13 protein-coding genes and 1 pseudogene are annotated in these 17,554 nt (G+C 57.3%); all 14 read right to left on the reverse strand.

Features of this window, described 5'->3' with window-relative positions; all coding sequences use genetic code 11:
- Window positions 1-20: 20 nt before the first annotated feature.
- Entirely contained in the window at window positions 21-3,362 is a 3,342-nt protein-coding gene (gene mfd / locus OL236_RS06265; protein ID WP_265071742.1) for a transcription-repair coupling factor, read from the reverse strand.
- A 117-nt stretch (window positions 3,363-3,479) separates the two neighbouring features.
- The gene (leuS, locus tag OL236_RS06270) at window positions 3,480-5,954 is read right to left on the reverse strand and encodes a leucine--tRNA ligase (RefSeq protein ID WP_265071743.1); all 2,475 of its coding nucleotides are present in this window, start codon (window positions 5,952-5,954) and stop codon (window positions 3,480-3,482) included.
- Between the two features lie 67 nt (window positions 5,955-6,021).
- Window positions 6,022-7,305: an SLC13 family permease gene (locus OL236_RS06275; protein WP_009645725.1), complete on the reverse strand. Its 1,284-nt coding sequence runs from the start codon at window positions 7,303-7,305 to the stop codon at window positions 6,022-6,024.
- Between the two features lie 84 nt (window positions 7,306-7,389).
- Window positions 7,390-7,698, reverse strand: coding sequence for a hypothetical protein (locus OL236_RS06280; protein WP_009645721.1), 309 nt, complete (start codon window positions 7,696-7,698; stop codon window positions 7,390-7,392).
- Between the two features lies 1 nt (window position 7,699).
- Window positions 7,700-9,364, reverse strand: coding sequence for a glutamine--tRNA ligase/YqeY domain fusion protein (locus OL236_RS06285; protein WP_265071744.1), 1,665 nt, complete (start codon window positions 9,362-9,364; stop codon window positions 7,700-7,702).
- 234 nt (window positions 9,365-9,598) lie between these two features.
- Window positions 9,599-10,381, reverse strand: a complete 783-nt coding sequence (locus OL236_RS06290) for an HD domain-containing protein (RefSeq protein ID WP_265071745.1) — start codon at window positions 10,379-10,381, stop codon at window positions 9,599-9,601.
- 67 nt (window positions 10,382-10,448) lie between these two features.
- On the reverse strand, window positions 10,449-12,497 hold the full coding sequence (gene uvrB / locus OL236_RS06295) for an excinuclease ABC subunit UvrB (protein ID WP_009645705.1): 2,049 nt from the start codon (window positions 12,495-12,497) through the stop codon (window positions 10,449-10,451).
- 27 nt (window positions 12,498-12,524) lie between these two features.
- A complete protein-coding gene (locus OL236_RS06300; RefSeq protein WP_265071746.1) occupies window positions 12,525-12,920 on the reverse strand; it encodes a putative toxin-antitoxin system toxin component, PIN family in 396 nt (131 codons plus the stop codon).
- A gap of 11 nt (window positions 12,921-12,931) precedes the next feature.
- Window positions 12,932-13,231 (reverse strand): type II toxin-antitoxin system RelB/DinJ family antitoxin, encoded by a 300-nt coding sequence (locus tag OL236_RS06305; RefSeq protein ID WP_265071747.1) that lies wholly within the window; start codon window positions 13,229-13,231, stop codon window positions 12,932-12,934.
- Window positions 13,232-13,578: 347 nt separating this feature from the next.
- On the reverse strand, window positions 13,579-13,953 hold the full coding sequence (locus OL236_RS06310; protein WP_265071748.1) for a hypothetical protein: 375 nt from the start codon (window positions 13,951-13,953) through the stop codon (window positions 13,579-13,581).
- A gap of 168 nt (window positions 13,954-14,121) precedes the next feature.
- Window positions 14,122-14,940 carry an ATP-dependent sacrificial sulfur transferase LarE gene (larE, locus tag OL236_RS06315; RefSeq protein ID WP_265071749.1) on the reverse strand — a complete coding sequence of 273 codons (819 nt, stop codon included), beginning with the start codon at window positions 14,938-14,940 and terminating at the stop codon, window positions 14,122-14,124.
- Window positions 14,937-16,235 carry a nickel pincer cofactor biosynthesis protein LarC gene (gene larC, locus OL236_RS06320; protein ID WP_265071750.1) on the reverse strand — a complete coding sequence of 433 codons (1,299 nt, stop codon included), beginning with the start codon at window positions 16,233-16,235 and terminating at the stop codon, window positions 14,937-14,939. The genes larE and larC overlap by 4 nt, the downstream gene beginning before the upstream one ends.
- A gap of 3 nt (window positions 16,236-16,238) precedes the next feature.
- Window positions 16,239-16,982 (reverse strand): annotated as a pseudogene (gene larB, locus OL236_RS06325) (nickel pincer cofactor biosynthesis protein LarB).
- Between the two features lie 43 nt (window positions 16,983-17,025).
- Window positions 17,026-17,511, reverse strand: coding sequence for an ATPase (locus OL236_RS06330; protein WP_037369825.1), 486 nt, complete (start codon window positions 17,509-17,511; stop codon window positions 17,026-17,028).
- Between the last annotated feature and the right edge of the window lie 43 nt (window positions 17,512-17,554).

Raw genomic sequence — 17,554 nt, forward strand, 5'->3', positions numbered from 1 at the left:
CGCATCATCGACTACAGCAACTACGACCGGATGAGCCGACAGGAGTTGGCCGTCGCGCCCTTCGCCGAGAAAGCGTCCTGCTCGCCCTTCAGCAGCATCAGGACGCGCGTGATGAAATTCGCGATGTTCTTCTTGTACTGCGCGGCCAGACGTATGCGAAGCATCTGCTGCGGCGGCGGGAGCATCTTGGCGTTCCTGCCGAAGAGGCCGAGGAGCTTCAACAGCCCATCGGGATCGAGTGTCGGTTTATCGACGAAAGAGATTTCCAAGAACATCGGCTTTTCCACGACGGAACGTATGCCAAGTTCTCGCGCGTAATTGCGTATGCGTGCAACTTCCAGCAAACGCAGCACGACGGGCGTCGGCTCGCCGAAGCGATCGATCAATTCGTCAAGCAGTTCCTGTATCTCCGCATTCTTGCGAATCGCTGCAATGCGCTGGTAAATCTCGATCTTGTGCATGGGATCGCTGATGTATTCACCGTCGAGGTAGGCTTCCGTCTCAATGTCGACGACAGGCTCAAGCTTCTCTTCAGGCGGCTTTCCCGTGCGCCTCTCCTCGATCGCCTCGTCAAGAAGCTTCGAGTACATCTCGAAGCCGACGCTCGCGATGTGGCCGTGCTGCTCCGCACCAAGGAGGTTGCCCGCGCCACGGATCTCAAGGTCGCGCATGGCGATCTTGAAGCCCGCGCCCAGTTCGGCAAACTCCTTCATCGCCTGCAGACGCTTTTCCGCCATCTCGGACAAGACCTTGTCGGCCTGATAAACGAAATAGGCAAACGCCATGTGATTCGATCGGCCGACGCGGCCGCGCATCTGATAGAGCTGCGACAGACCGAAACGATCGGCATTGTAAACGATGATCGTGTTCGCGTTCGCCACGTCGAGACCATTTTCCACGATGCTCGTCGCAAGCAGGATGTCGTAGCTCCCCTCGTAGAAATCGACCATGACGCGCTCCAAAAGCTCTTCCGCCATCTGCCCGTGCCCCGTCTGAATCCGCGCCTCAGGCACGAGTTCTTCGAGCCGTCGGCGCATGATGTCGATGCTCTCGACACGGTTGTAGACGAAGTAAACCTGCCCGCCGCGCCGAAGTTCACGTCGAATGGCATTTTTCAAGACGGCGTCGTTGTCCTCGATGACGTAGCTCTGCACGGGGAAGCGCTCGGCGGGCGGCGTCTCGATGATGCTCATGTCACGCGCTCCGACGAGCGACATGTGAAGCGTCCGCGGGATCGGTGTCGCCGAAAGCGTCAGCGCGTCTACGCCTGACGCAAGTTTCTTGATCTTCTCCTTCTGCTTGACGCCGAAACGCTGCTCCTCATCGACGATCAGAAGCCCGAGATCGGAAAAATGCACGCGCTTCTGATTCAGGATAGCGTGCGTGCCGATGAGCACGTCGACCTTGTTCGCCTCCAGACGCTCGATCGTCGCCTTCTGCTCCTTCGCCGAGCGAAAGCGGCAAATGACGTCGACGCTCACGCCGAAATCGGCGAAGCGTGCGGAAAACGTCTGAAAGTGCTGCTGTGCGAGCACGGTCGTCGGCACGAGCACGGCTACCTGCTTATGATCCATGACCGCCTTGTAGGCGGCGCGGATCGCCACCTCCGTCTTGCCGAAGCCGACATCGCCGCAGAGCAGTCGATCCATCGGCTCGGGCTTTTCCATATCCGCCTTGATCTCCTCAATGGCGCGGCGCTGGTCGGGCGTCTCCTCATAAGGGAAGGCGTCCTCGAACTCCCGCTGCCACGGCGTATCGGGGGAAAAGGCGAATCCCTTCGCCGCGCGGCGCTTCGCGTAGAGCGCGATGAGTTCATCAGCGATGTCCTCGACGGAAGCACGCGCGCGCGCCTTCGCCTTGACCCATTCCGTGCCGCCCATGCGGTGCAGCCGCGGCGTCTCACCCTCCGAACCGATGTACTTCTGCAGGAGTCCCACCTGATCGGTCGGCACGAAGAGCTTGTCGTCGCCGCCGTACTTGATGTGCAGATAGTCCTTCTTGATGCCACCCACATCGAGCGTTTCAACACCCAGATACTTGCCGACGCCATGATTCACATGGACGACGTAATCGCCGACGTTGATCTCGCGAAAGTGCGAAATGCGCTCTTCCTTCGACGCTTTCTGCGCGAGTTTCTTTTTCTGCCTGCCGAAGACGTCCTTTTCGGATACGACGACGAGTCGCGCTCCGGGCAATTCGAAGCCATTCGAGAGCGTGCCCACCACGATGTTCAGATAGGCGTCGCTCAAAGGCTCATCGCCCGCTGCGACGGCAGATGGTATGCGTGACTTCGCAAAAAGTTCGCGCAGGGAAGCAGCCTTTTCTGCCTCGCCGACGAGAAGGACGACGTGCTGCTTGTTGGAAAGCCAGTTTCGCGCCTCATTCTTCAAAAGATCCATCTGTCGTTGGAAGGGCGCGACTGCCTGCACAGCCAAGCTCACGAGACTGTCCGGCTCCGCGCCGTGAATCTTCTGCAGCATGAGAGCGGCGAAGAAGGTTGCATTGCCTTCGGCGCCCGCCACAAGTTCTTCCCATGAGAAAAGCTTCGCCCTCAGCTCGGGCGTCTCCTTGACGAGTTTTTGTGCACTTTCACGCGTGCGCAAGGGTTCGTCGAAAATGACGGCTCCCTCGCCCTCCAAGTAAGAGAGGAATGTCGCATCCTCGCCGGATTCCTCAGGGGTCGCGACGGGCAGTACCACCGCTGAAGGCACATTGCGCACGGAGCGCCGCGTCGCCGGATCAAACTCGCGCAAAGAATCGATCTCATCGTCGAAGAATTCCAGACGAAGAGGTAAGGACGCATTAAGCGGATAGATATCGACGATACCACCGCGCGCGCTGAACTGCCCGAGGGCGTCGACCTCGCCCGCCGCCTCGTAGCCAAGCTCGACGAGACGCGAAAGAAGCGTCTCGCGCGAGAGCGTCGCACCGACTTCAAGGCGCAGGCTCATGCACTCGAAATCTCGGCGCGATACGCCCTTCTGTACAGCGGCGGCGGCGTGAGCGAGCACGATGACAGGATTCTTCTTGAGCAGCCTGCCGAGTATGCCCATGCGCAGAGCCGTGCGCTCCATGCCCTTCGCCGTCGCTTCCACCGCCATCATGTCGACCTCGGGCAGTTCCAGGATTTCACGTGCCGGCAGAAGCGCCGTCAGATCGGCGCGCCACGCCTCGATCGCCTCGCGGCTGTGCGTGACGATGACCATGGGCTTCTCTGCATTGTCGCAGGCGGCAGCAAAGAGCGCATGCTTCTGCGAGCCGCTGAGACCGTAGACGAGCGTCTTGCCCGCGCGGCGCGAAAAGGCCTCGACAATCTTTCGAGCCGAGCCATCCTGCATCATTTGTTCAAAAAGTGCTTTCATGATTCCACCATTCGGCAAAGCGCGAAAAGGAGCTTGGCGAAGCGCCAGCCCCTCTGCGCAGTGCGTCGGAAGGAGCACTCCCAGCGCACTTGCAAACGCCTTTATTGTTCAAAAAAGTCATTTGACGACAATGTTGACGAGCTTCTTCGGCACGCAGATGACCTTGACGACCGTCTTTCCCGCCGTGAGTTCGACGACCTTTGGCTGCGCGAGCGCCAGCTTCTCCATCTCCTGCGGCTCAATATTCGCCGGCACCGTCAGCTTGTCGCGCACCTTGCCGTTGATCTGCAGGACGATCTCGACCTCGTCCTCGACGATGGCCGCACGGTCAAACTTCGGCCACCTTGCATCGTGCACGCTTCCCTTGCCCTCCATGCGGCTCCAAAGCTCCTCCGTGATATGCGGCGCAAAGGGCGCGAGCATCTTCACGAGCGCAAAGGAAAGCTCACGCACGAGTCCCGGATGAACCGGCTTTTCCTGGAACGCATAGAAAGCGTTGACGAGTTCCATGACGGCGCTGATCGCCGTGTTGAACATAAAGCGCTCGCCGACGTCCTCCGTGACCTTCTTGATCGTCTGGTGCAGCGTGCGGCGCAGCGACTTCTCCTCAGCCGTCAGCGTCGAATGGTCGTAATCATCAATGCCCTCTTTGATCGCATCCTCGAAATGCGCGACGATGCGCCAGACACGGTTCAAAAAGCGGAATGCCCCCTCGACGCCCTGGTCGCTCCACTCCAAGTCACGCTCGACAGGCGCGGCGAAGAGAATGAAGAGGCGCGCCGTATCGGCGCCATACTTTTGGATGATCTCCTCGGGGGAGACGACGTTGCCCTTCGACTTCGACATCTTCGCGCCGTCCTTGATGACCATGCCCTGTGTCAAGAGATTTTGGAACGGTTCATCGAAATCCAGAAGCTTCTCGTCGCGCAGTACCTTCGTGAAGAAGCGCGAATAGAGAAGATGCAAAATCGCATGTTCGATACCGCCGATATACTGATCGACAGGCGCCCAGTAGTTCACCTTGTCCGCCGCAAACGGCTTGTGCGTGTTGTGCGGATCGGTGTAGCGCATGTAGTACCACGACGAGCAGATAAAGGTGTCCATCGTGTCCGTCTCGCGCCTTGCTGGACCGCCGCATTTCGGGCATGTGCAGTGCACGAAGGATTCGCTCTGCGCCAAAGGGGAAACGGCGCCTTGCTCGAAGTTCACATCCTCGGGCAGCTTGACGGGCAATTCCTCTTCGGGAACGAGCTGCTCGCCGCATTTGTCACAGTAGATGACGGGAATCGGCGCACCCCAGTAGCGCTGGCGTGAGATGAGCCAATCGCGCAGGCGATAATTGACCTTGCGCCTGCCGAAGCCCTCCTTGACCGCCTTTTCTACAATTGCCACGAGCGCCTCGTGCATCTCCATGCCGTCGAACTCCGCCGAATTCACGAGGATGCCGTCCTTGTCCGTATAGGCTTCCGTCATTTCTTCAAGCTTTAGCTCACGATCCTTCGGGCGCAGGGTGACGATGATCGGCAGGTCGTACTTCTTCGCAAACATCCAGTCGCGCTGATCCTCCGACGGCACGCCCATGACGGCGCCCGTGCCGTACTCGGCGAGGACGTAGTTCGTGATCCAAAGCTCAACCTTCCTGCCGTTGAAGGGATTGACGGCGTAAAGCCCCGTGAACATGCCCTCTTTTTCCGACTCGCCCGACGTGCGCTCAAGCTCCGACTGCGCCTTGACCTTGTCGGCGAAGGCGCGAAGCTCCTCCGCCTTCGGATTATCCGCGAGGATCTTCTCCATCAGAGGGTGCTCCGCCGCGAGCGCCACGAAGGTCACGCCGTACGCCGTATCGGCACGCGTCGTGTAGACGGCGATCTTCTCGCCGAGCGCGGGCACGTCGATGTCAAATTCCAAGCCCTCGGAGCGGCCGATCCAATTCTCCTGCATCGTCTTGACGCGCTCGGGCCAGCCCTTGAGCTTGTCGAGATCGGCGAGAAGTTCGTCCGCATAGTCCGTGATCTTCAAGAACCACTGTGAGAGATCCTTCTTGTGCACCTCGGAGTCGCAGCGCCAGCATTTACCGTCGATGACCTGCTCATTCGCGAGCACCGTGCCGCACGTATCGCACCAGTTGACCGACGCTTCCTTCTTGTAGGCGAGCCCCTTCTTGTAGAAAAGCTCAAAGAGCCACTGCGTCCAGCGGTAGTACTCGGGACGACAGGTCACAGCCTCGCGGCTCCAATCGTAGGAAAGCCCCATGCTCATCTGCTGGCGCTTCATGTTCTCGATGTTGGAATATGTCCAGTCGGCGGGCTTCACACCGTGCTTGATCGCAGCGTTCTCCGCCGGCATTCCAAAGGCGTCAAAGCCCATCGGGTGCAGCACATTGCAGCCTTGCATCTTCTTGAAGCGCGCGATGACGTCGCCGATCGAATAATTGCGCACATGACCCATGTGCAGATTGCCCGACGGGTAGGGGAACATCTCCAGCACATAATATTCAGGCTGCGTGCGATCGATCTCCGTCTTGTAGACATCATCCTTCTGCCACTTCTCCTGCCACTTTTTTTCGATTTCCTGCGGAGCATATCTCTCCATACAACAAAGTCCTCCTAGAGAAAGAGGGGCGTGCGGGTCTCCCCGTGCGCCCCAAAAAACTTACGGTTTACAAATACCTGAGCCAGATGTAGACGCTCGAAATCGCAATCGAGAGCGTCATCATCGGCAGCGCGATCTTCATGAAGCTGATGAAGGAGATCGGCTTGCCGCGTTGCGCCGCCATCGAAGCGACGACGACGTTCGCCGAGGCGCCGATCAAGGTGCCGTTGCCGCCGAGGCAGGCGCCCAGGGCGAGAGACCACCATACGGGATCGAGATTCGTCATGCCCATCTGCCCCATATCCTGAATCAGCGGAATGAGCGTCGCGACGAACGGGATGTTGTCGATGAACGCCGAAGCGTAGGCACTCATCCAAAGAATGAGCATCGAGGTCGCCGTGAGATCGCCGTTCGTGATCTTGATCGCCTCTTCTGCGAGCATCTTGATGACGCCCGTCTCGACGAGTGCGCCGACGAGGATGAAGAGACCGGCGAAGAAGAAGATGGCGAGCCATTCGACCTTCGACAAGACCTTCGCGATCATCGCCTCCTTCTGTGGGAAACTGATGAGGAGCAGGAGGCCTGCGCCTGTCATGGCGGCGGTCGCCGTGTCGAGGTGGAGCTGTCCGTGCAACACGAAGAGGCTGATCGTAATAGCGAGCGCGAACAGGCACTTCTTCAAGAGACGCGGCTCGACGATCTGACTCTTCTCATCGAGCTGCATGACCTTCTCGCGCAGCTCGTCCGTCGTGTGGAGCTTCTTTCCGTAAATCACGATCAAAAGAGCGATCGTCACGATGAAGATCAGGATACAGATCGCCGTGAGGTTCGTGATGAAATCCATGAACTGCAGGCCGACGGCACTGCCGATCATGATGTTCGGCGGATCGCCGATGAGCGTCGCCGTGCCGCCGATGTTCGACGCAAGGATCTGCGCGATGAGGAACGGCTTGACATCGACGTTGAGCTGCTTCGTGATGCTGAACGTGATCGGCACCGTCAGAAGCACCGTCGTCACGTTGTCAAGAAGCGCCGAGCAGACGGCCGTGAGGAGCGAGAGAGCGACGAGCAGGGAGATCGGCTTCGCCTTGACCTTCTTCGCCGCCCAGATTGCGAGGTAGTTGAAGAGTCCGGTCTCACTCGTGATGTTCACGATGACCATCATGCCCATGAGGAGTCCGAGGGTGTTAAAGTCAATGTGATGAATCGCGGTCTCCTGGTTGATGATTCCGAGGAGGATCATCAGCATGGCGCCACAAATACCAATGATGGTGCGGTGAATCTTCTCTGAAATGATCAGCGCGTAAGCCGCGACGAAGATCACGATAGCAACAATTGTGCTTGTTTCCACTGGTTACACTTCTTTCTTCATAAATTTTTAATAATAAATCTCAAAACACCTTTCATCTTGGAGCCCGCCCGCGAAGAAGCCGCCTCACCTCCCCTTCGTTTCTTTCGGCGCGAGCATGATCGTCGTGCCCTCGCGCTTGATGTCTATGCGATAATTCTTGATGCCCTCGGCAAAAAGATCAAGTTTCAGTTGGAGAAGCTCCTTGCCCAACCGGTCGAGAAGGTCAGGCGTGAGTGCCGCTCGCGAAAGATCCGCTTCCTTTTCGTGCACAGCGCGGCGGCGCTTTTCCTCCTCGTGCGCTTCATGCGCGAGGAAGCAGTCTTCGAGCGTCGCCTCTTCCTCGAAGCCTTGGATCATCGCCTTGTCAGAAAGCCCCTTCGGTATCTTTCCCATGTCAACCCTTGACCTTTCCCCACGAATCCTTGAGTCCGACGACGCGGTTGAACACGAGCCTGTCGGGACGCGTATCCTTGTCCACGACGAAGTAGCCCGTGCGCAGGAACTGATAGTGCGTGCCTTCCGCCGTACGCGCAAGACTCGGCTCGACCTTCGCCCCCTCGATGACTTCGAGAGAATGCGGATTCAAGGACGCAATGAAGTCTGCCGTCGTCTCCTCATCGTCCGTCTTCAAAAGATAGTCGTAGAGGCGCACCTCGGCGTCCATGGCATCCTTCGCCGATACCCAGTGCAGCGTGCCCTTGACCTTGCGGTTCGCCGCACTGCCGCCCGACTTCGACTCGGGGTCATAGCTGCAGCGAAGCTCTGTGATCTCGCCCTTTTCATCCTTGACGACTTCCTCGCACTTGATGATGTAGGCGTGCTTCAAGCGCACCTCGCCGCCTGGGCGCAGACGGAAGAACTTCTTCGGCGGCTCTTCCATGAAATCCTCGCGCTCGATGTAAAGTTCGCGCGAAAACGGCACATAGCGCTTGCCGCCGCGCGTCGGATGGTTCTCTGCCAAAAGTTCCTCCGACTTGTCCTCGGGATAATTCGTCAGCACAACCTTCAAAGGATGCAGCACCGCCATGACGCGTGCAGCGTGCTCATTGAGGTCTTCTCTCACACAGTGCTCAAGCATTGCCACGTCGACCGTACTGTTCGACTTCGCGACGCCGATGCGCTCGCAGAAGTCGCGGATTGAAGCCGGTGTATAGCCGCGCCGCCGAAGCCCCGAGATTGTCGGCATCCTCGGATCATCCCAGCCGCGCACATGCCCTTCCTCGACGAGTTGGCGCAACTTGCGCTTGCTCGTGATCGTATTCGTGACGTTGAGCCGCGCGAACTCGATCTGGCGCGGGCGCGTATTCTTATCGAAGCCCAGGACTTCCAGAAGCCAGTCGTAGAATGGACGGTGATCCTCAAACTCTAAGGTGCACAGGGAATGCGTGATATTTTCAATAGCATCTGACAGAGGATGCGCGAAGTCGTACATCGGATAGATGCACCAAGCGTCCCCCGTGCGATGATGCACGGCGTGCGCGATGCGGTAGATGACGGGGTCGCGCATCGTGATGTTCGGCGACGCCATGTCGATCTTGGCACGCAGCACGCGGCTGCCGTCGGGGAACTCACCCGCCTTCATGCGCTCAAAGAGCGCGAGGTTTTCCGCGACACTGCGATTGCGGCATGGACTCTCCTTGCCCGGCTCCGTCAGCGTGCCGCGATAGGCGCGGATCTCCTCCGCCGTGAGGTCATCGACGTAGGCAAGCCCCTGCTCGATCAGGGCGCACGCATACTCGTAGAGCTTTTCAAAGTAGTCCGACGCATAGTAGCGGCGATCACCCCAAGAAAATCCCAGCCACTTGATGTCCTCTTGGATCGAGTCGACGTACTCCGTATCCTCCTTCGTCGGATTCGTGTCGTCAAAGCGCAGGTTGCAAAGCCCCGCATATTTCTCCGCCGTGCCGAAGTTCAAGCAGATCGACTTCGCATGACCGATGTGTAGATAGCCGTTCGGTTCGGGCGGGAAGCGCGTATGTATGCCCTCGGGATGCTTGCCGTTCTTCAGATCCTCGTCGATGATGTTATAAATGAAATTCGATGATATCGCTTCTGCCATATTTGCAGCTCCTTCTGGCGCATCCGATCAACGCTTCACCGTCTGCACCGGAAATTGAGGAAGCACGGATACATTCAGCATTTCCTCAAGAAAAAAATTTAACGCCTCTTTATTCGAGGCGCAATGCGGAAAATCCTTCTGCTCGCTGAATTTTCCTGAAAAAACATTCGATTGAGACTTCTGGCGAAGATTCGCCCGCTATCACAAGCCTCCCAAGACTTCCTCCAGCCGCCATCACTTCCCGCGCTGCAGAACCTCCGCCGGCGCCGCGTCCTCCTCAGCACACTTTTTCTCCACATAGGCGTGCAGCCGTTCGATGCCGAGCGCCATGCGCGGATCCTCAGGTAGGTGCGCGATGATGTCCTCGATGTAGCCGCGCTCTTTGACGCGCCGCAAGGTCCAGCTGAAATTCACATCGTAGACCCACATGAGACGCACGAGCTTGCGGTCGTCCATCGTGCGGATCTTCGTGTAGTCCACTTGATCGCCCGCGATGAACTTTTCGAGGAAATCGGGACTGACGCCCGTACCGTCCGACGGCGCGAGAAACGGGCGCAGCACGCGGAAGATATCAAGCTTGTCGGCATCGCGCAAGAGGCGCGCAAAGAAAAGCTGCCGCGCATCTTCCGTCGGCGCGATGACCTTCTTGTTGTGGTTCAGAATAGAGAAGCGCACGAGAGCCTCGTCCTCAGGCACAAGACGCGCAAGGAACGGCAATTCGTCAAGCACCTTGAGTCCGAGCGCCGCATGATCCTCCGATACGGCGTCGTTGAACGTGCGGTAAAGCGTAAATTGACGAAAGCGCCCCACATCGTGAAAAAGCCCCATGATTTCCGCCAGCTGCACATCGTGCGCAGAGAGATGCAGATGTTTGGCAAGCTCCACGGCAATCGAGGTCACACGGCCAGTATGCACCTCCTTCATGCGGATCGCCTGCTGCACCTCCTCGTCCTCCGTATAGAAGGAACGCATGTAATCCGCCATCCAAGCGTGCATCTCACGCAGTAGTTTCTCCAAAAATGTCGCCTCCGCTTGTGTGCTTCAATTTACAGTATAACACAGCGCCCTCCGAACAACAATTTCCTCATGCGCCCTTTTTCTTCTTGCCCGGCAGCGATCCTTCCAACTCGATGATCATGTCGCGCAGTTCTGCGGCGCGCTCGAATTCCAAGGCGCGCGAAGCCGTCTGCATCTGGGCGAGCAGCGTGCGGATCAGAGACTCCTTCTGCTTCTTCGTGAGCTTCTTTTTCTTTCCATCGGACTCCTCGCCGTAGGAGGCGCGGCTCTCGGCGACAAGCGTCGTTTCGATCAGCGGCACGACGGGCTTGACGATGGTCTTCGGCGTGACGCCGTGCTCCTTGTTGTACGCCTGCTGCACCGTGCGGCGACGCTCCGTCTCGTCCATGGCGCGCTTCATCGAGTCCGTGATGCGGTCGGCGTAGAGGATGACCCTGCCGCCCGCATTTCGCGCCGCACGCCCGATCGTCTGGATCAGCGACGTGTCGGAGCGCAGGAAGCCCTCCTTGTCGGCATCGAGAATCGCCACGAGCGACACCTCGGGCATGTCGAGTCCCTCGCGCAGCAAATTGATGCCGACGAGCACATCGAACTTTCCCGCACGCAGATCGTGGATGATCTCAGCACGCTCGAACGTCGCTATGTCCGAATGCAGGTAGCGCACGCGCACCTGCATATCCTTGAGGTAGTCCGTGAGGTTCTCCGCCATCTTCTTCGTCAGCGTCGTCACGAGCACGCGCTCGTCCTTCTTTGCACGAATGCGGATCTCCGACAAAAGATCGTCCATCTGCCCCGCCAAAGGCCGCACCTCGACGATGGGATCGAGCAGCCCCGTCGGGCGGATGATCTGCTCGACGACCTGCTGCGCCTTTTCCAACTCATATTTCGCAGGCGTCGCCGAAATGTAGATGATCTGATTGATGCGCTGCTCGAACTCCTCGAAAGAAAGCGGACGATTGTCAAAAGCGGACGGCAGACGAAAGCCGTTTTCCACAAGCGAAATCTTGCGCGAACGGTCGCCGTTGAGCATCGCCTTGAGCTGCGGCATTGTCACATGGCTCTCGTCCATGACGATGAGGAAATCGTCGGGAAAGTAATCGAGCAGCGTATACGGCGCCGCCCCCGCCGGACGGTGTGTGAGGTGCCGCGAATAATTCTCGATGCCCGAGCAGTAGCCCATCTCCTGCATCATTTCAAGGTCGTAGTTCGTGCGCTGCTCAATGCGCTGCGCCTCGATGAGCTTGCCCTCTTCCTTGAAATGCGCGACCTGCGCGATCTTCTCCTCGTCGATCGCCGCCATGGCGATTTCCATGTCCTCCTTCTTCGTCACATAGTGCGAAGCAGGAAAAACCATCGAATGCGTGCGCTCGCCGTAGATCTCTCCAGTCAAGACGTCGAACTCAAGGATGCGCTCAACCTCGTCGCCGAAAAGCTCGATGCGCACGGCGCGGTTATTCCAGCCCGCAGGAAACACTTCTATGACGTCGCCGCGCACACGAAAGCGGCCGCGCTCAAAGGCGATGTCGTTGCGCTCGTACTGAATGGCGACGAGCTTGCGCAAGATGTCCTCACGCACGACCGTCTGCCCCTTGTGCAGCGACAGAACCATCTCGTGATAGCTCTCCGGCGAGCCGAGACCGTAGATACACGAAACGCTCGCGACGATGATGCAGTCGCGCCGCTCGAAGAGCGAGCACGTCGCCGAGTGGCGCAATTCATCAATCTCGTCGTTGATCGACGCATCCTTTTCGATGTAAGTGTCCGTCGAAGGAATATACGCCTCGGGCTGGTAGTAGTCATAATAGCTGACAAAATAGCCGACATAATTCTTCGGGAAGAACGCCTTGAACTCACTCGCGAGCTGCGCAGCCAGCGTCTTATTATGCGCGATGACAAGCGTCGGCTTCTGTACGCGCTCGATCGTCTTGGCGATCGTGTACGTCTTGCCCGTGCCCGTAGCGCCAAGGAGTACCTGCGCCTCTTGCCCGTTCTCGATGCCCGCCGCCAGATCGCGGATCGCACGCGGCTGATCCCCCATCGGCTCAAAAGGCGCCGAAACCTCAAACGGTATCTCCTTATCAAACTCCATCGTATTGAGCTTAGGCAAAATCGCCATGTGTGCGCCTCCCCTGTGCAATCTATTTCAACTGTCCATAATATCCAAAAGCTGTTTTGGTGTAACGATATATGGCCTTTCAGGAAAATGCTTCATGTTTCCAGTAACGAGATATGCTCCATCCAAGCGCTTTTCCATGACGACTTTATAAAAAGGTATATCTTTCATATCAGGCAAAATAATATCAATCGGCCTTGCCTGCACAAAAATGCCGAATCGTTCCATGAAAGACAGCAAATACTCTATCTTCTGCGGAGAAAATCCAAACTTCTTGCGTTCTAAAACCTCTCGATACTCTTTCATGATTACATCGCTGTACAACGGAACGATTTCTCCTGTAATCATCCTGCCAACAACCTGCACAGTAGCAGCGTCATCTTTAGAAGACAGCAACGCAGACACCAGTACATTCGTATCAATCACAGCAAGGCAAGTCATTTCCCTGCTCCCTGTCGAGCCATTTCAATCTCTCGATTGATTTCTTCCAACGTCATATCAACCGCACCGCTTCTCTTTGCTTCTTGGCGAAGAGTCATGAACGCTTGCATAGCGCCCTCTCTCGTCAACTTCGTCTCCAACGAAGAGATTTCAAAAGGTATCCTGCGCTCTCGTACCACGGCTCTGACAAACACATGGATAGCGGTCGCCATATTCATCCCAAATTCCTGGCACAATCCCTCAAATTGTCTCTTAAGCCCCTCTTCCATCCGCACGCTGAATGTTGTCTGCGCCATATTGAACACCCCCTTGAATATCCAAAAGCATACATTCCCTTGCCGCACCTGTACGGCTCTGTTCTCGGCAAATATCTACCTTCATTATAGCGAACGGGCGGAAAAAATCAACCGCGTCGAAATTGCTCTTTTTCGATCTTGGAGGAAAAGAGAACGCCGAAAAACCGTATTTCTCATAGAAAGCGGCATTCTTGCTCTCTTCCTGCATAATTTCAAAATACAGAATACGTAATCATACGATGAAAAGAGAGAATCCCCTGCCTTTGGCACACAGCCCAAACAGGGGATTCTCTTGCTTGCATCAATAGTATTCTATTGGCATCCTATGGTCGATGTACATGCTGTACTCAGTTGGGTAGAGCGTTGGGCGCTGCGAAAATGAAATGGTAGACATCAACGCCAGGAACACGCATGCTGCCCAGATCGCGCACGGCGCCCATGGATTTCCAAGTGCTGTAGATGACTTTGTTCGGCGTGTACACTTCCACGCCGTTGCTCAGTTCCGCAGCGATTTCATGAGCCGCAGGCGGACCCGAGCGAGTGCACCAATATTCGGTGTAGCTGCTGCCATTCTTCACGTAGACAGAGGAGCGCGCCTGATCGGTGCATTTCGTCTTCATGACGCTCTCACTGATCGAATAGCGCTCCACGGAGGCGAAACAGAGGCTGGACGAGAGTAACAACATAGCAAACGCCACGGAAAGTACTTTCTTCAGTTTCATAATGGTTCCCTCCTTTGAAAATTTTAAAATCAACCCGTGCGCCAACTCCTCTAGAACACCGGATGCCTGTTCTCATTATATCATATATTAGGCAATGAGCGTCCTCTCATAAATGAAAAGCAACCGCGCCGAAGAGGCGAATCATCTCCTCTAGGCGCGATGCATCCTCTACGAATCCATATCCAGACCTTCATTCTGACTGCCCATGCGATAGCCACGCAAATCCAGCGTCACATAGGTAAAGCCTGCCGACCGTACGGCATCTTCCATCTCTTCCCTGTGCTGCCAGAAAACATCGAACTCCGCCGGCTCGATCTCGATGCGTGCGAGTCTGCCGTGACAGCGCACGCGAAGCTGACCATGGATGTAACGGCGCAGGGCATTTTCTGCGACTTCCACCGCACGAAGGCGCTCCCTCGTCAATTCGATACCATACTCGATGCGCGAGGCTAGACAAGCGGCGCTGGGCTTCGACCATACGGGGACGCCCCACGCTTTCGCCACTTCGCGTATATCGCGCTTCGTCCACCGCGCTTCTTTCAAGGGCGAGGCGACGAAAGGAGCAAGCTCTTCGATCGCGGCGAGTCCTGGGCGATAGTCTCCCGCATCGTCAGCGTTCGTGCCATCGAGGACACGTCGGAAGCCATGTTCCTTCGCCCATGCGACCAACATTTCAAAGCGGCGCTTCTTGCAGTAGTAACAGCGGCGCTCGTCGTTCCTTACGACGTCGGATGAGGTGAGGTCGTCTGCCGGCAAAATCGTCAGGGGAACGCCCGCAAGAGCCGCGCAGCGCTTCGCGTCCTCTAGCTCCCTCTCAGCCAAAAGCTCAGATGCAGCGGTAGCGGCGACGACATGCGCCGCGCCGAGCGTGCGCACCGCCGCCACGAGCAGGACGGCGCTGTCGACGCCGCCCGACAGGGCGACGGCGGCAGAACCGTAGGACTGCAGAAGGGAGGAGAGTGTTTCCTCTTTTTCCTTTTCCATCATTCGCCAAGCCGCTCGCGCAGATCGTCGAGCGCTTCTTGGCGCACGCGCTTCAGCGGAATGCCCTCACGCGCAGCAATCTCGCGGCAGTCTTCATACTCGGGCGAGAGCGAAACGATCTTGCCGCCGTAGGCGCTGACCTTGCAGCGCACCTTGCCGTGCGGTGTATCGACGAGCGCCGTATGGCGCACAGCCTCGACGCGCTCATCGACGTGCAGCACGCGCATGCCAATGCTCGTCGTCTCGGAAAAGAGCAGAGAAAGGCACTGTGCCCTCTTGTCCTCCTCCACGAGAACGGACAGCATGTGCGCTGGGCGATTTTTCTTCATGTAGATAGGTGTCGTCCAGACATCGAGCGCACCGAGGGCGAAGAGGCGCTCGCTCACATAGCCGAAGAGCTGCGCGTCCATGTCGTCGATGTTTGTCTCGATGAGCGAGAGATCGCGCTTTCCACCGCTCTTGCACTCGCCGATATAGAGCCGCACAACGTTCGGCAGTTCGAGATCCCACGTGCCCGCACCGTAGGCGATGCATTCCGTCAGAAGATCTGTAGGCACATGATCGGAGAACTCGGCGAGTGCGGCGAGGACGGCGGCGCCCGTCGGCGTTGTCAACTCCTTCGCCGCACCTTCATGATAGGTGGGAAAAAGCCGCAGCAGCTCCGCCGTCGCGGGCGCGGGCACCATCATACGTCCGTGCTGCGTATGCACGGTGCCGCTTCCCGTATTCACGCGGGAAACGAAAATTTTCTCGATTTCAAGATAGTCGAGGCAGATCGCTATTCCCACTATGTCGACGATGGAATCGACAGCACCGACCTCGTGGAAATGCACGTCCTCTGGCCTCACACCGTGCACCTTGCCCTCCGCCTGCGCGAGAACGCCGAAGATCTTGAGACTCATCTCCTTGACTTCCGCGGAAAGCGACGAGCGCTCCAAGATTGTGCGCACATCATGCATCGTACGATGGTGATGCTCATGACTATGCTCATGTGCAGGCACAGCTCCTTCATTTGCATGTCCGTGGTCATGCTCGCAGCTATGTTCATGCGCATGGTCGTCTCCTTCCCCATGCTCGCAGCAATGCCAATGCGTTGCGCCCAAAAGTTCGACGTCGACATACGTCGCGGCAATGCCGTTCTTCTTCACGGAACTAACCTTCAAACGAAACTCTTCCGCCATCGGCAGGCGACGCAGTTCGGCTTCCAGCGTTTCCAGCGGCATGCCCGCCGCAAGGAACGCGCCGAGCAGCATGTTGCCGCTCAGTCCTGAAAAACAGTCCAAATATATCGCTCTCATATTTCACCTCGTCTGATTGATGCGGCTCGCCATCGCGCCCGCACCGAAGCCGTTGTCGATATTCACGACGGCGACACCTGTCGCACACGAATTGAGCATGGAAAGAAGCGCCGTCAACCCGTGAAACGATGCGCCATAGCCCACGCTCGTCGGCACGGCGATGACGGGACGCGCGACGAGGCCGCCAACGACGCTCGCGAGTGCCCCCTCCATGCCGGCGACGACGATGACGACATTCGCCGACATAAGTTCCTCCTTGTGGGCAAGCAAGCGATGGATGCCCGCGACGCCAACGTCATAAATCGTTCCGACGTCGTTTCCCATGAGCCTTGCTGTCAGCGCCGCTTCCTCGGCGACGGGGATGTCGCTCGTGCCCGCCGTGAGGACGAGTATGCGGTGCGCCGCATCCTCGCATCGCACCTTGCGCTCGACATAAACGATACGCGAAACCTCGTCGTAGTGCGCCTCAGGCAAGGCGGCAAGCACCGCCCGCGCCTTTTGTGCGTCAACACGCGTCGCCATGACGTTGCCCTCGCTCTCGGCGAGCAGCGTCTTCAAAATCTCGGCAATCTGCTCTGCCGTCTTGCCCGCGCCATAGACGACCTCAGCAAATCCTTGACGTTTCTCACGTCCCGTATCGACGGCGGCGAAGCCCAATTCCTTCTGCTCCACAAATCTCACCTCATCCTATGAATCTTCCTGCACAGAAAGCCTTGCAGGAAAATCTGCGGCTTCTCTCCGTCGCATAGACAAAAGGCGCTGCCTTGCACAGCGCCTTCTTCTCCGTTCATCAGCCTCTGGAACCGTGATTCAGATCGTCCTTTGCCTGCTGCACGACCTGCAGAGCGTTGCCGAGGTTGCCGATCAGATGGTCAAAGACCTGGTTCGCATATTGGTCGGCATCGTCTCTAAGCTGTTTTGCATTCGCCATGGTCTTTTCCATGATCTCGCGCTCCTGCTCCTTCGTCTGCTGCATGATCGCCTTGGCCTTCTCTTCTGCCTGCATGACGATCTCGTTCTTGTCGACAAGCTCCGCCGCGTACTTCTTCGCCTTCTCGATGAGTGCCGCAGCTTCGTCGTTCGCACGATCGAGAATCTCCTGACGCTCCTGCATGACCCGCTCCGCCTTCTGCAGTTCCAAAGGCAATTCGCGGCGCAACTCGTCAACAAGGTGGATGAGATCCGTCTCGTCAATGAGGCTCTTGTTCATCAAAGGCATGCGCCTCGACTCGACAACAAGATTTTCTATGGAATCCAAAATATTTTTTACAGCCATATTTCTGCCCGCCTTCTTTTCAAGAATATTGATATAAGGAAAC

Origin of the sequence: Selenomonas sputigena, assembly GCF_026015965.1 — a bacterium.
Classification (GTDB): Bacteria; Bacillota; Negativicutes; order Selenomonadales; family Selenomonadaceae; genus Selenomonas.

Excerpts from the sequence above, each read along its gene's own strand:
- mfd (WP_265071742.1), bottom strand. The coding sequence starts at position 3,362 with ATGAAAGCACTTTTTGAACAAATGATGCAGGATGGCTCGGCTCGAAAG.
- leuS (WP_265071743.1), bottom strand. The coding sequence starts at position 5,954 with ATGGAGAGATATGCTCCGCAGGAAATCGAAAAAAAGTGGCAGGAGAAG.
- OL236_RS06280 (WP_009645721.1), bottom strand. The coding sequence starts at position 7,698 with ATGGGAAAGATACCGAAGGGGCTTTCTGACAAGGCGATGATCCAAGGC.
- OL236_RS06285 (WP_265071744.1), bottom strand. The coding sequence starts at position 9,364 with ATGGCAGAAGCGATATCATCGAATTTCATTTATAACATCATCGACGAG.
- uvrB (WP_009645705.1), bottom strand. The coding sequence starts at position 12,497 with ATGGCGATTTTGCCTAAGCTCAATACGATGGAGTTTGATAAGGAGATA.
- OL236_RS06305 (WP_265071747.1), bottom strand. The coding sequence starts at position 13,231 with ATGGCGCAGACAACATTCAGCGTGCGGATGGAAGAGGGGCTTAAGAGA.
- OL236_RS06310 (WP_265071748.1), bottom strand. The coding sequence starts at position 13,953 with ATGAAACTGAAGAAAGTACTTTCCGTGGCGTTTGCTATGTTGTTACTC.
- larE (WP_265071749.1), bottom strand. The coding sequence starts at position 14,940 with ATGATGGAAAAGGAAAAAGAGGAAACACTCTCCTCCCTTCTGCAGTCC.
- larC (WP_265071750.1), bottom strand. The coding sequence starts at position 16,235 with ATGAGAGCGATATATTTGGACTGTTTTTCAGGACTGAGCGGCAACATG.
- OL236_RS06330 (WP_037369825.1), bottom strand. The coding sequence starts at position 17,511 with ATGGCTGTAAAAAATATTTTGGATTCCATAGAAAATCTTGTTGTCGAG.